This is a genomic window from Butyricicoccus intestinisimiae, from assembly GCF_018918345.1.
Classification (GTDB): Bacteria; Bacillota; Clostridia; order Oscillospirales; family Butyricicoccaceae; genus Butyricicoccus_A; species Butyricicoccus_A intestinisimiae.
In genome coordinates this window covers 1-14,291 of the sequence record NZ_JAHLQI010000013.1, presented here as the reverse complement: position 1 = coordinate 14,291, position 14,291 = coordinate 1, and the positions used below count along the sequence as shown (strand labels likewise).

At 38.5% G+C, this 14,291-nt stretch carries 10 protein-coding genes; 2 read left to right on the top strand and 8 right to left on the bottom strand.

From position 1 onward, the window contains the following. Positions 1-298: 298 nt before the first annotated feature. The 8 genes from KQI75_RS13380 to KQI75_RS13340 form a co-directional block, all read right to left on the bottom strand. Complete coding sequence (locus KQI75_RS13380; protein ID WP_216471329.1) at positions 299-1,399, bottom strand: AAA family ATPase; 1,101 nt, start codon at positions 1,397-1,399, stop codon at positions 299-301. A 123-nt stretch (positions 1,400-1,522) separates the two neighbouring features. Next, positions 1,523-4,573 carry a type III restriction-modification system endonuclease gene (locus KQI75_RS13375; RefSeq protein WP_216471328.1) on the bottom strand — a complete coding sequence of 1,017 codons (3,051 nt, stop codon included), beginning with the start codon at positions 4,571-4,573 and terminating at the stop codon, positions 1,523-1,525. Between the two features lie 12 nt (positions 4,574-4,585). Further along, positions 4,586-6,622 (bottom strand): site-specific DNA-methyltransferase, encoded by a 2,037-nt coding sequence (locus KQI75_RS13365; protein ID WP_246566693.1) that lies wholly within the window; start codon positions 6,620-6,622, stop codon positions 4,586-4,588. Positions 6,623-6,651: 29 nt separating this feature from the next. Continuing rightward, positions 6,652-7,524, bottom strand: coding sequence for a toll/interleukin-1 receptor domain-containing protein (locus tag KQI75_RS13360; RefSeq protein ID WP_216471327.1), 873 nt, complete (start codon positions 7,522-7,524; stop codon positions 6,652-6,654). Then, positions 7,524-8,174 (bottom strand): DUF4391 domain-containing protein, encoded by a 651-nt coding sequence (locus KQI75_RS13355; RefSeq protein ID WP_216471326.1) that lies wholly within the window; start codon positions 8,172-8,174, stop codon positions 7,524-7,526. The genes KQI75_RS13360 and KQI75_RS13355 overlap by 1 nt, the downstream gene beginning before the upstream one ends. A 10-nt stretch (positions 8,175-8,184) precedes the next feature. Then, the gene (locus tag KQI75_RS13350; protein ID WP_216471325.1) at positions 8,185-11,415 is read right to left on the bottom strand and encodes a helicase-related protein; all 3,231 of its coding nucleotides are present in this window, start codon (positions 11,413-11,415) and stop codon (positions 8,185-8,187) included. Between the two features lie 86 nt (positions 11,416-11,501). Beyond that, positions 11,502-12,380 (bottom strand): integrase domain-containing protein, encoded by an 879-nt coding sequence (locus tag KQI75_RS13345; protein WP_216471324.1) that lies wholly within the window; start codon positions 12,378-12,380, stop codon positions 11,502-11,504. Between the two features lie 536 nt (positions 12,381-12,916). After that, positions 12,917-13,330, bottom strand: a complete 414-nt coding sequence (locus KQI75_RS13340) for a hypothetical protein (RefSeq protein ID WP_216471323.1) — start codon at positions 13,328-13,330, stop codon at positions 12,917-12,919. A 221-nt stretch (positions 13,331-13,551) separates the two neighbouring features. Between KQI75_RS13340 and KQI75_RS13335 the strand changes: the two genes are divergently transcribed. Both KQI75_RS13335 and KQI75_RS13330 read left to right on the top strand, forming a co-directional pair. Further along, on the top strand, positions 13,552-13,719 hold the full coding sequence (locus KQI75_RS13335) for a helix-turn-helix domain-containing protein (RefSeq protein WP_178292827.1): 168 nt from the start codon (positions 13,552-13,554) through the stop codon (positions 13,717-13,719). A 117-nt stretch (positions 13,720-13,836) separates the two neighbouring features. Beyond that, positions 13,837-14,291, top strand: a 455-nt coding sequence (locus KQI75_RS13330; RefSeq protein WP_456237094.1) for a tyrosine-type recombinase/integrase, incomplete at its 3' end; no start/stop codon positions are given.

Below are 14,291 nucleotides of genomic sequence, written 5' to 3'. Positions count from 1 at the left end.
TTATTTTTCTATTGTGTTCAAACCGTTTAGATCTAAGCAAATATATCATTAGCTTCTGGACCTCATCCTTATGGCAGTTCATGCTCTCCGTATTTCGATACTCTGATATAACATCTTTCTTGCAAGCAAAAAGCACGGCTTTTACACCGTGCTTTTAAATCAGATTTTTACGCTATCACTGTTACTCTCTACAAAAGAGAATTCCATCGGTTTTTTAGTCGCCCATTAATTCTTTGGTTTTGGAATCAGCTTTGCTGGTTGTTCCTTCAACGCTGTGATCAACCGCATAGTAGATTCATTATTCATGCTGCCACTCCATTTCTAATTCATCCAATAAGGAATTCTGTGGCAAAGAAGCAAATACATCATTTTCAACGGCTCGTCTCAGAGAATCCGTATTCCGCTTCAACACATCCGATGCAGATATTGCAGATACTGTATATGCTCCATCTTCTAAGCATTTTCTCAAAAATACATAGCTATGCTTTGGAAGGTTGAGATCAAGCATATCTGTGTTATGTGTAGTAAAAATCAACTGTTGATTCTCACCGATACAATCTAACATGATACCAAATATTCTTTTTTCAATATCACTCTGAATATAAGAAAAATGTTCATCACAATAACAAAAACTGCCTTCGTTTGCAATCATTGCAGCGAGGAACATCGCTATGTCAATTCCTTCTGCTGTTCCGCTAGAAAGCACTTCTCGATTCAATAATTTTCCTTCTTGAATGATAATCTCCGTATTATCTCGTCGAATAATAAAGGTATCCTTCAAATCTTTAGAGAAAGAAATATCTTGCAGTGTTGGATCTAATGTTCCAATCACTGCTCGAAGTGTTTTCAACAGAATATCCTTATTCTTTACAGTTAATTTCAATTGTTTTTCGATTTCTGGATATGCAAAACGATACTGTATATCTCCGATCATTTCTTTCAAAGAAGAAATCTTTTTGGTAGCCTCTGCAGTAAAATCTTTCAGTTTGGACACACATTTTTCATATGAATCCATACAATCAATATCTGCCGCATAATACTGAATCTCTACATCATTCTCTGCCGGACAGATAGTAGTGCACAACCTTTGCAGCCGATAATCTTCATTTACAAAGTCAATACAAAAATAACCGCTTTCACCAGAAACCATTTCAAAAAGCGAAGATGGCATTCCATTCTCCATATAAGCAAAGATACGAAGAAGTGCTTTTCCAAGGCTAGTTTTTCCTGTAGCATTTGCTCCCATCAGAATAACAGCTTTTTTATAGCGAAAACGCTCTCTGTCTTTCAGATGCTCTGCCACAATAAAGGAATTTACAATCTTTTTCGGATAGCTGAAATTGATTGTAAAATCGTCAAACCCATATATTTTTTTCAGTACCAGATTTAAGATAACCATAGCGTCGCCCTTTTCATTAGTTCTATATTCGTGAACTAATAGTATCATATCTTCAGTGATTTTGCAACTGACAGCATAAAAGTCAAACAGTGAGTATGTATTCACACTACTTTATTATTTCAATTATTTCATCACAATATCAAGCAGTGATTTATAACTGTCCACGACATCATATACCACTTCACCATTGCTAATTGCTTTAAAATGTTCTCTTGCACAGTGAATTTTTGATTCTTCTATCCGGCGAAGCTGCATCGAACTCATAGATCCTTTTGTTTCCGCTACAAAATAGATATGCTTGACTGTTCCCTCGTAAAAGGCAATCGCCCAGTCTGGATTATAGTGTCCTACCGGTGTTGAAATGTAAAATCCATCTGGTAGTTTTACATATACTGCGACATTTGTATTGGTATCCAGCTCTGTAGCAAATGTACGTTCATTGGTAGAATCATATACAATATGGTCATATATATGCTTTTTTGTTTTCATTGCATTGACACCAAGACGACCTTTTATTGTCGGGTCTGTGAATACATCTGTACCATACTGCTCATCCATTACATCATATGTAATGTGTTCAATGATCGCCGTCGCTTTTTCATCATTGATAAGCGATGCAGCTCTTACAATAAATTCTTCCGGATTATTCTTAAACTGATCGAATACAGCAGACTGAATACCCTGTAAGATTTGAATGATTGCTTTTCTGGTCAAACCGGTCTCATCTACCAATTTTCCAATTAAATCATATTTCACATTTGAACTTGCAGTAATAGTGTTATCATAGATTGAAGATTCTTTTTTTACAAATGATGTTCCACTTGTCAAACTTTCTTTGGACTTAATTTGCTTCATGGTGCCGGTTTCGACTGTGAAATAAATTTTAGCAACACGAAGTTTTTCATTCAGAGAATCAATTGACTTGTGAATCAACTCATTTGTATCGAAATCCACAACATAAACAGATTTAGAATTGATTTTTGACCACAGAGCTTTAAATTCCGGCATAGCAAGTTTTTCTTCATCTACCGTTAGTTCCACATTACTGCTACGAGCATTTTCTGGCTGCATCATTCTGCTGTCGTAAATCGAGTCGATAATTTCAATAACAGAACTTGCAGAATCTGCGACTTCATCAGCAATTTTGATTTCGCCATTTGCCTTGTCTTCATAATATTTGTCTGTAAGTGCTCCCTTTTTGTCAATATATCCATTTACAATCAAATCAAAATGAATCGCACGGCCGGTATCTTCATCAATAACCTGTTCATTACCGTCATTATCTTTTATTACCTTACCGATAAACAGTTCCGCTGTAACAGCATGAGGTCTGTCTGCAACAGCTTCTGCAATTTCACTTTGAAGTCCCTTTGCAAAGCTATCATAGCTTTCGCTGGCAATTACCGTTAGCACATTGACATTATGCACATCATTTCCAAGTGCATTAGCATCCATACGTTCTCCATCTTGATTGACACAAAGACGTAAACCTCTACCGACTTCCTGCCGCTTTCTGGTTTCACTGCTACTTTGCTTCAATGTACAAATTTGAAATACATTTGGATTATCCCAACCTTCACGCAGAGCTGAATGAGAAAAGATAAAGCGAACCGGCGACTTTTCTGGATTTCTGTCCAAAAGGAGCTCTTTATTTTTCATGATAAGATCGTAAGCATCAACATCATCTGTTGTCCTTTCCTTTTTATCTTTCAGCTTACTATCAATTATCTTACCTTTCTTATCTATCGAAAAATAGCCAGCATGTGTCTTTTCAGCAGGGATAGAATGCAGATATTTCAAATAATCATCTTCACCGTCCCCAATTTGCAAATTTTGAATAATATCCGCATATTCTTCCTCAAACATATCTGCATAGATACCGTTCATTGGCTGTCCAGCTTCGTCATACTGCTTGTATTTCGCAACTTCATCAATAAAGAACAAGGACAAAACCTTAATGCCTTTATAGAACAGTTCACGTTCTCTTTCAATATGAGAAAGAATTGTTTCCCTAATTTGGATACGGCGAAGCTGTTCTTCACTGACTTTACCAATTACATCTCCAGTATAGATTTTGATACCGTTTATAAACTCAATTGAATCATCACGACCATCAATGCGTGAAACAACAAATCCCTGCTTGTACTCTTCCATTTGGCCGGAATTATCATAGAGATTATATCCTTCGGAAACGGTTCTTGTAATTTTACGGATACCAGATGCACCTTTGTAGTCAAATTGAATCGTTGCCGTAGGTGCTGATTTAGAAAGATTGATACTTTCTAAATAGACATAGCTTTCGGTTGCCGTGCTGCCGGATTCACTAATACCCTTTACCGCAATCTTTTTGACCAGACGTTTGTTATATGCTTCCATTGCATCCAAGCAATACACCATATTATAAATGCTATCTTCTTTAGGGGTAGCAGAATAGCGAAGCGTCATCAGCGGATTAAACTTTTTCAAGTTTTGTTTGGTCTGTTTTCCTTCCACCGACTGCGGCTCATCGATAATTACAATTGGATTTGTTTTCGCAATAATGTCAATCGGTTTGCGTGAGCGGAATTCATCCAACTGCATATCAATACGTCTTGCATCTTTACCACGTGCATTGAAGGCCTGTGAATTGATAATCATGACATTGATGGAGCTATCCGAAGCAAATCGGTCGATTTCCGTAAGCTGTTTAGAATTATAGATAAAAAATCGAATCTTTTTTCCGTATTCTTCCGCAAAATGTTCCTGTGTCACCTGAAAGGACTTATACACACCTTCACGGATCGCAATGCTTGGAACAACGACAATAAATTTACTCCAACCATATGCACGATTCAGCTCATACATCGTTTTGATATAGGTGTACGTTTTGCCGACACCAGTCTCCATTTTAATAGTCAGATTAAATCTTCCCTCCAATTTTTCAGAAGGCTTGAGCTGATTCCTTCTCTGTACTTTTTGTAAATTTTCCAAAATCATACGGTCGCTTAACTCTGGTACGATTTTCTGGTTGCTCCAACCGGTAAAATCCTGTACGCCCGTCATTATAGTCTGAGTATAGTCTGTTCCTCTGTCCATCATATAAGACGGCGTCAAGTACGGCTGACCGGCAAACACATCCACAACAGCTTGGGCGGCATCTGCTTGGAATTTTTGATGCTTAAATTGCAGCTTCATCGCAGATCCTCCTTAAATAACTTTGATTCTTGTATCCGGTGCGAGCAGCTTGAAGATCTCACTCACATTAATCTTGGACGGACTGTCTACAAAACTGCTGTCACGGAATACAGCCCGCAGTGGCTGTCTCTTTGCAATTTCCTTGATAACACTGTCCGGAATGTTTTTATCAAAGCAAGCAATCAAGTCTCCGTCATTGTAGTCGTGTACCGTGCATCCGTCAATCTGCTCTGAACGGTATGGCAGAGAAAGCGGCAATCCCCACTCTAATAAACAGCCAAACAGTAAATCAAGGTCTGTGCGGTCAGACTTCACATTGGACTCCATCTCAGAAAGCATCGTTTGAGAATATTCAGCCGGACTGTAATATACCTCGTTCATGTTGCTGTCGTCCAGCTTGAGAACACGGAAACCTATATCGAGCTCATCAGCCATCTTTCTCTGAATATCCTCTACATCATCCGGCACGCTATATGTTCCAGTTGATTTACCGCTTATGATTTCAGGATTGTTAATAAAACTTTCGTCTGTAGATGTATCATCCTCTCTACGAATCGCCATTTGAAATGGAATGCCTTCTTCTTTCAGCTTTTTAAGTGCATATCCGTGTTCAGACAAACCTTCTTTAATTTTCGTTCCCGCTCGACGAATACGTTCTTTGCCGATCTCACAAATATTCTTGTATCCCGCTTTGTAAGCTTCACTCTTTTCATCACAGGCTTCTGGCAACTGAACCATGATAAATTTCCGCCTTCCATTATCTTCTGCATTTATTTGCATAACTGCGTCAGCTGTAGTAGAAGATCCAGAGAAAAAGTCCAAAACAATATCATTTTTTTCTGTGGATATAGCAATGAGATGTTTTAACAACTTAGTGGGCTTTGGATGAGTGAATAGCTTTGCCACACCAAAAAGTTTTTTCAGCTCCGCTGTAGCATCTTCATTCATTCCATTTTTATCCCACCAAGATTCTGCTCGAGTCCTCTTGAATTTTCGATCAGCAGCAAAAACTTTTTGCACTGGTCGAGCTGTGCCACTCTTTCCAAAAATAATTCTTCCATCAGCAATTCGTTTCTGGACCTCTTGAGCATTGAACACCCAATATCGACCTTCCGGTGGAAAAAACGATTCTCCTGTTGTTGGATTTGTTATTGGAAAAAAAGGACCTTTATGATTAGCCGATAAGTCAGAAGTAGTCCATGGACCTCTTGGGTCATCATCAGGATTGGAGAAGTTTTTTTCAATGAACTCTTTTGAAACTGGATACCCCATATCATTGATGCTATTAATATTTTTTGCATAACAAATAATGTAATCATGAACCGGTGGAAGAAATCCCATATTATTTCCATTTGTCTTCTTTTTCCACAAAATTGTACCCAACAAATTCCGGCGTCCCATTACTTCATCGGCTATCTTATGAAGATTTTCTATCTCTTCTTCTCCAATGCTAATAAAGATAACTCCATCATCACTAAGCAAATCTCTTGCCCGCATTAGTCTCGAATAAATCATGCTACACCAGTCGGAATGAAAGCGACCATTACTATCTGTATTCTTAAACATACGGTTGCCGTCTTCATTGTACACGCCGCTATCTTCCTCATAGTCTTCCGCAGACCGCTTGAAATCATCTCGATAAAGGGCATCATCTCTCCTGTTATACGGCGGATCGATATAGATCATCTTCACCTTGCCGAGATAGCTCTCCTGCAAGAGCTTCAGCACCTGAAGGTTATCTCCCTCAATGTAAAGATTCTCCGTGTTGTCCCAATCAACGCTCTCTTCCTTGCATGGGCGCAGGGTTTTGCGGATGGGCTTGTTGGCCTCTACGATAGCTGCCTTTTTTCCTACCCATGTAAATTCATACGCTTCATCACCATCAACTACATCTTCCGAAAGCATCTGCTTCAAAAGCTCAAAATTGATAGCCTTTTTCAGTTTGCCGTCCGCGTCTTTCGTCTCTGTAATACAATTCGGAAACAACGCACCTATCTTTTCTATGTTCTGGGCAGTTATGTCAACCGACTCCATATGCATTTTATCCATTTTAGTCTTCTCCCTTGTATTTAAACGTATTATATTTCTTTTCGATTTGTAGATTCTGCATCCTCTTCTGGCAATAAATCCTTTAACTTCAAGGCTATCTCTTCAGCTGTCATCATGCTAGTAGACAACCCCATCTTGCTTGCTAAAATCGGGCTATAATCCATCACTTCCTTCTTTGTCAACTTATGCCAAATGGGAAGAATTGTTTTTCCATTGATACTTTCAAGTTGAAATAGTCCATCTAATTCCGCTTTCGTCCAATATTTTCCTTCAGCAATGTAGCTCGGTGAAAGAACAGCTATTCCAAAGCGAGATTTTTTCAAACCTTCATCAATACGTTTTCGCAGAGAATCTCCCCATTTCATCTCACTGGTATCATACCAAACCTTAATATTCAAATCACGCAATGCCTTCACCAATTCATCTACAAAATCCTTTTTATCTTCCCATGCATGTGATACAAAAACATCATATTCAGTAGAATCATTATCCATTTCAATGCTGTTTTCCACTTCTGTGTTTACTTTTTCCTGCAATTCCGTGATTACTTGCTCGTAAGATTGCTTCATCTGTTTCACTGTATTCTCCTGTTTTTTTCTTTGACTACTCTCTTCTTTCTGCAAGCGAATAGCTGCATTATTTCTCTTTTCTTTCTTACTTGCAATCTTCGCTGTAATCGAAGCACTCTCTTGCTGTGCTTTTATTGCAGCTTGTGTATGACCCGCTATTTGTCGTTGTTTACTGCGAATAGTTGATTCAGATGCCGTCTTACTAATCGAAATATTTGCAGCTTTTTTATTTTCGTCCGCTGCTTTCTTATCTGCAGCTGCTCGCTTCTTTTCAAGACCCGCAATTTCCCTATCAAGTGTATTCACAGTACGTCTATATTGTTCAGCTGACATTATATATTGTTCATCTCCTTCTTTAATTTTTTCAACTCCGCATTAAATTCTATCTGTTTATTCAGCTGTTTTTCCTTTCGGATTTTAGCTTTTAAAGCATCTATCTGCTTTTGTAATTCCTGCTTCCGCTTTTCTCTTGATACAGATTCTCGCAGTGTTTCCTCAGAATATTCTGTTTGCAATGTATCTCCTGCAATCTGCCGGACAAAGCTTTCATATACTGCGTCCATGCTCTGCCCTTCCAATTTTAGCGCAAGCTGCTCTTTTTTCTGCCAATCGGTATGATAATATGTATTGACTCGAAAAAGTGCTTTACCGGATGCCACTTCTTTATAACCGATCCACGCTTGATACATTCCATCATACTCCAGTAAGAACAAGATATGATACGGAATGGCTCGGTCTATCTGACGCAAAACCGCTTCATCTATCTCAGACGAAGCCAGACGAATTTCAAATATTTCTATCTCCGTCACCTGCTTGCCTTGTGTCAAATTCATTGTGGTAGAAGCAATCTTGTTGCGCCAGTAAATCATCTTAATTTGTTCGGTGAATAATTTTTTCAGTGTCGGCTTGATTTCTATATTATCATAGAATTTATATTTCGGAATCCGTTTATTAAACTCCGTAGACTTTGGCAAATCTAACATAAAATCCCCCTTATGCTACTACCAAAAAGCAAATCAATTCAAAATCATCTAAACCGTCTACCGTATTTAACAAAGCTGTCGTTCCTCCCGCCGAAAACAAACTGTCAATGTCATTCTCTTCTTTGACATCAATAATGGAATTTACCGCCTGACGTAAAAGCTCCGACACATCTTCCATTCTCCGTCCATCATCGGTCTGTCTGTTGAACTTCTCGTAAACAGCCTGAATCGGCTTAGCTTTTCCGCGGCAAAGTAAACGAATATCATCCAACATTCTCTTTGGATTTAAATAATCGCATATAATCTCTCCGTCCAAATCAATATAAGCCATATAAAATGGATGAATGCGATTCTGATTGTCCTTGTTTACATGATTGTTGATATTCTTCAAGACAAAAATAATGCCTTGCGGAAGATCTTCTGTCGCGGGAACAACTGCATGAAGTCCTTTCGGCTTGCGTTCAATATCGGGATGTGTCTTGATGTAATCCAATAGATCCAGCCGAAATTCATTTAAGCCCAGATCCATAATGGAAATTCCATCTGACATATCTTCAATATCAACAACTTCTTCCTGCAACCGTTTTAACTGCCGCTTCCGGTACTCCAATTCGCCCTTTTCTTCTGGATTGATTAAATCATCATCTCCTGTGGCAGTCATAACTGTAATTTTCATACGCGTCTCAACACGAGATTTCAGATTGATATAATCATCCAACGTTAAATCCGGCCAGAAATTCACCAGCTGAATGTATTTATTCTTACTGCCGATTCGATCAACTCTACCGAACCGCTGAATGATTCGTACCGGATTCCAATGAATATCATAGTTTACTAAATAATCACAATCCTGTAAGTTTTGACCTTCTGAAATACAATCAGTTGCAATCAATATATCAATCTCAGTCGTGCTCTGTGGCATCAAAATATCTCTATTCTTTGATATTGGAGAAAAACAGGTCAGTACGTTATTTAATGTTGCTTTGAAACCTTTAATCGTTGTTCGTCCATCAATCGAACCTGTAATAACCGCAGTATCTAAATTGTATCGGCTCTTAACGTATCTACTTACATTGTCATATAAGTATTCGGCTGTATCGGAAAACGCAGAGAAAATCAAAACCTTCTTGTTATTGTCATTGATTGGATGCTGTATCTTTTCATCCAACAAATGAAACAACTCCTGTAGTTTTGCATCATGCTCTGGTGTAATATCATCTATCATCAATGTAAGAAGTTCTAATGTGTCTGCATCCTGTAAAAGCTCTCTTCTCCAGCTCGTCCAATCCATATCAGCGAGATCAATTTTTACTTTCTTTCCAACAGTAAACAATTCTGTATTCTCATCATCAATATCAAAATCATCTTCCTGTACATCGTACATTGTTACATCTGCATAACCAGATTTTTCAAATAGATTGATTTCTTGAATCGTATTATCAATAAGTTTTTTGATTCTTATTAGTGTCAAGCGAAAGGAATGTACAGAGCTTTCCAAACGTTTTAGTAAGTTAATGCTCATCAAACGTCGGATACCTTCCTCTCGACCGGTCTGCGTTAAATTTTCACCTTTGTTATGCGTCAGCTCTTTATATTTTTGCAGTCTGCTCGGAAAAATGTAATTTGTTGGTATATAAATACACAAACTCAGCCGCATCAGCTGTTCATAGATTTCATTATACCCTATGGCATCTGGCAAGTCCGTCAAATCCGGACGTACAGAAATTGGCTTTAATCTCTCTGGAAATTTTCCAATCTCATTGGTATCATAATACTTTTCAATATGTTTTCTCGAACGAGCTATTGTAACACTATCCAACAGTTCAAAAAAATCAAAATCCAATGTATGCAGCAATGCATCCGTTGTTCGAAACTCCGATTCCAATTTTCCCCATGCATTAAATGCTTTTTGTGCCTGTTTGAAAATATCTTCTACACTTCTTGATGTTTTCAAACGGCTGTCCAAATTTTGAGAATTTCCTTCATATGCAATTGCAAGCTGATTTTTCAAATCGACAAAACGATTGTTGACTGGTGTTGCGGACAGCATCAATACTTTCGTTTTAACTCCAGCGCGGATCACTTTATCCATCAATCTTTGATAACGGTTTTCTTTCGTTTTGCTGTGTGTACCGATACCATTTCGGAAATTGTGTGACTCATCAATAACAACAAGATCATAGTTTCCCCAATTTAAACGATCCAAATCAAGCCCGTTGGATTGACCACTGTTTCTGGAAAGATCCGTATGAAACAATACATCATAATTTAAACGATCTTGCGCAATCGGATTGTTCATATAATTATCTTTATAAGTATTCCAATTTTCTGCTAATTTTTTCGGACAAAGAACCAAAACAGATTTATTACGGTTTTCATAGTATTTTATAACTGCTAAAGCAGTAAAAGTCTTGCCCAAACCTACACTATCCGCTAAGATGCAGCCATTGTACTTTTCTAACTTGTTGATAATAGCAAGCACAGCATCTCGCTGGAAATCATAGAGCAGACTCCAAATTTTACTCTGTTTAAATCCAGTTGCTTCATTGGGCAGCTCATCTTCCGAAATGTCATCCAAAAATTCACTAAATACATGGTATAACGTCATGAAATAGATAAACTCAGGCGAATTTTCCGCATAAACTGTACTAATGTTTTCAATAACAGTATTCGTAACATCCTGCATCTTGTCCTGATCTTTCCAAAGATCATCAAACAACCGCATATATTTCTGTGTAAATGGCTTCTCAAAGCATTGAACAAAATTATAGCTGTTATTTCCTCGTTTGCATCCAATGTCAACTGTTGTAAAACCGTTCAACGGTGCATATACAATCTCTTCTTCTCCAGAAGAAAGAGACATAAAACCCATCATGTTTTCGTTCGTCGTATTGGACTTAAACGTTGCTTTTCCCCGAATCCACTCAGCACATTCTTTTGCAATTGCTCGCTGTGTCATTTCATTGCGCAGTTTAATTTCAAATTCTGTGCCATAGAGGCTTGATTCTCGTGACAAACGCGGGATATAAAATTCTCTCTTTTGTTTTTCCGTCTTTTCTTTTACAAATGTAGGTGACGTAAAGATAAATCGAAACTGTTTTATATCTTTTAATTGTTTTTTCAGTTCTTCATATGCGTACATAGAAAAACACGCTGCGGCGATTGATATTTTGCTACCACGTTTTATATTTTCTTTTAAATCATCACAAACAGTACGGTTTATATTATCAATAATTTTCATACCATCCACCTATTATTTTTCTCAAATTCATTCAAAAATCTATTTTCATTATAACACTAAAAAAATAGTCAGTAAATAAATAATAATTATAATGCGTTTCCATCTTCCTTCAAATAATGCCCCGCGATTACCGCAATTCTCCCATGCCCCAGCGCATTAGAAGTAATCCGCATTGCCGCTCTGTCAAACACTTCTCCTTTTCGATCTCCGCGGCAGTAATACTTTTCTTTTGCGGTCAGTTGTTCCAATGGTCTCGCATGTTGCTGGTAAATCGCCGTTGCATAGTCGCGCCGATAGCTGTGAATATCCGCACCGGACGGAATTTTTTCAAATACTTTTCCGTCTTCTGCTTGCTTGCACAAACGGATGACCAAATCTTTATCACCGATAATCGGCGCATAGCGTTCCCGTCCGCCCTTGCTGCCGCTCGTGATATGCAGATAATAGCCGGAACGATCCTGATACAAGGCCGTTCCACGCAACGCTTGGAGTTCTGCGCGCCGCAGACCTGTCGCACGACAGAAGGCAACCAATTCCGCATGATTGCTCTCACTGAAATGCCTATCTCGCTTGACCGTGTTCCGGCTGCGTGTAATATCTTTTCTTTGCCTAGCCGCAGTGTGAATATTCAATTCTTCCAATGTACAGCCGTACAATTTCACCAGCGCGCTGGCTTCCATTTTTTGCGTGTACACAGACAGATGTTCTCTCATTTTCATCCACTCGGAAACATATGCCTTGCACTGCTCTATTGTTTTGCATCCGTGATTTTCCTTGCACCATTTCACAAAATAGCAGCAATGCTTGAGATACGAATGATAGGTTTCCCAGCTGTAAATATAGTTCTGAGAAATACCAGAAAGTTTATCCGGTTTCTTTTTTCTTCCAATTTGCAGTTTTGCGTCCAAACTGTCCTGCACCTGTTTTACCAATGAGCCGCGGTTCGGCTTGTTCTTATGTCCCATAGTTTTTGTCCTTTTTCATCGTAAAATTGTGAATACCTGTGTTGAAGCGAAGCACTGCACTCTTATTGTTTTCCGATTGTTATGCACCAATCGTCTGATTTTTCATCCGATCTGAACAGCTCAACCCAAATGGGGAGCACAATTTCAGTCATCTGAAAATTTTGTTTTTCCGATATCCCCGTTTACTCGTACACGATTGTGTCCGCGTAACCGGATATCGGATTTTCTGCTGCTCTTTGCTGTCTGACATGTTTTTATGTCTGTCAGCGGGTCAATCAGCCTGCCTTGCCACACGCTTCTATGCAGCTATTCTGTATCCACATAAAAACAGGAGGGCCATCCTATGATCCTCCTGTTCCATCTTTCATTCCAAATATGTGAGAATAAAGCTTTGAAATTATAAAAAAGAGAGAAACTTTCCAGTGGCTTGTACCGGAAAATTTCTCTCTTTTTGTCTGTTTTTCAAACTATTTTGCAACGTTCATTTTTTACTTATGTAATCTGTGCGTTTTGAATCCGAAAATACGCATTGTTAATTATTTCGTTTTTCTTACGCGAACAAAGTAGATATGACCGCATTGAATCGCCTTTTGTAAATTCCCATAGCACTCACAAATATTCTTCTTAATCTCTTGATAATTGCGAAGCTGTACGCCGCACGCAGCCAATGCTGCTTCTTTTTCTTTTGGCATTCGTTTGTATTTTTCCTCAATCTCTAAAATCTTTTTAATCGGGATGTTCTTTGTCGTCGCTCTCGCTCCAGCTCCACGTGTCAGCTTTTCCCAAATTTTTTCTTCTTTTCCTCTCAACCGATACACGCTCTTGCTTCCAAAGCTATCCTCCGCACGCATCGTAACTCCGCTGCGTTTCAGGATTTCTTTTAACATCTGAATATCATCCGGTGTATTTCTATCCTCTTGTGGATTCTCAATTTTAATAATTAAATTCACCTTATCTCATTCTTCTTTCGCGCAATGTTAATTCTTTCGTCTTTTTAGGAATTGATTTCAGTATAAAATATTTTCTTCATTTTATCAAGAGTAAACTAGGCATTTTATTCAAAATCTTTGTATTTTTGATACTTTTTTAAGAATAATTTCATTCTAACTTTTCTCTCATATTTCCAGCGTTCCAATCAACTGTCTGGTTATGAAGAAAGGAGGACGCAGAAATGGAAAGCAATCATGAAGTTTACACTGTGCCGGAGCTGGCAGCCATTTTGAAAATCGGCCGCAATGCCGCTTACGATCTCGTAAAGTCTGGAAAGATTCACAGCATTCGTATCGGAAAAAGCATCCGTATTCCTCACGCTGCACTGGAAGAGTTTTTAAATTCTTAACTTGCTGCAGCAGACAATCCGTGCTATACTTGCCTCACACCAGGAAAATGCTCCGATAAAACAAAGGAGGCTTGTATAGTACGGATGAATCACTCATCCAAGGAGCATCTTGTCAGTATGAAACCTACAAAACACGGAAATAAATTCCGCATTACATATCGGTGCCCAAATTATCCGGATCTGATTCATGAATCTTTTGACACAGAAGAAGAAGCCAATCTGCGGATTGCTCAGATTTTGTTGGAAAAGAAAAACAATAAACTGCTTCCGCCTGCTTCTGTTGTTGATCCAGATGCCAATCATGCATTGGCTCAGGAAACCATGACTGTTTCTCAGCTGTTAGACGAATACGTCAATCTGTACGGATTAAATCATTGGTCAGAAAGCACGCTTTCCTCTACCATGCACCGAATCACACACTATATCAACCCGTATATTGGTGCTATCCCAATCAAATCTCTCACAACCCATCGGCTGGAACGCTTTTATAGAAAGCTTCTGCGAGAGCCTGCTGTGTGTCCCAAAGGCAAAGAACATTTGCAGACAACAATCGCTCCCAGCGTTGTAGAAAA

Coding starts and splice junctions, on each gene's coding strand:
- KQI75_RS13350 (WP_216471325.1), bottom strand. CDS start 11,415: ATGAAAATTATTGATAATATAAACCGTACTGTTTGTGATGATTTAAAA.
- KQI75_RS13335 (WP_178292827.1), top strand. CDS start 13,552: ATGGAAAGCAATCATGAAGTTTACACTGTGCCGGAGCTGGCAGCCATT.
- KQI75_RS13365 (WP_246566693.1), bottom strand. CDS start 6,622: ATGGATAAAATGCATATGGAGTCGGTTGACATAACTGCCCAGAACATA.
- KQI75_RS13375 (WP_216471328.1), bottom strand. CDS start 4,573: ATGAAGCTGCAATTTAAGCATCAAAAATTCCAAGCAGATGCCGCCCAA.
- KQI75_RS13345 (WP_216471324.1), bottom strand. CDS start 12,380: ATGGGACATAAGAACAAGCCGAACCGCGGCTCATTGGTAAAACAGGTG.
- KQI75_RS13355 (WP_216471326.1), bottom strand. CDS start 8,174: ATGTTAGATTTGCCAAAGTCTACGGAGTTTAATAAACGGATTCCGAAA.
- KQI75_RS13380 (WP_216471329.1), bottom strand. CDS start 1,399: ATGGTTATCTTAAATCTGGTACTGAAAAAAATATATGGGTTTGACGAT.
- KQI75_RS13360 (WP_216471327.1), bottom strand. CDS start 7,524: ATGTCAGCTGAACAATATAGACGTACTGTGAATACACTTGATAGGGAA.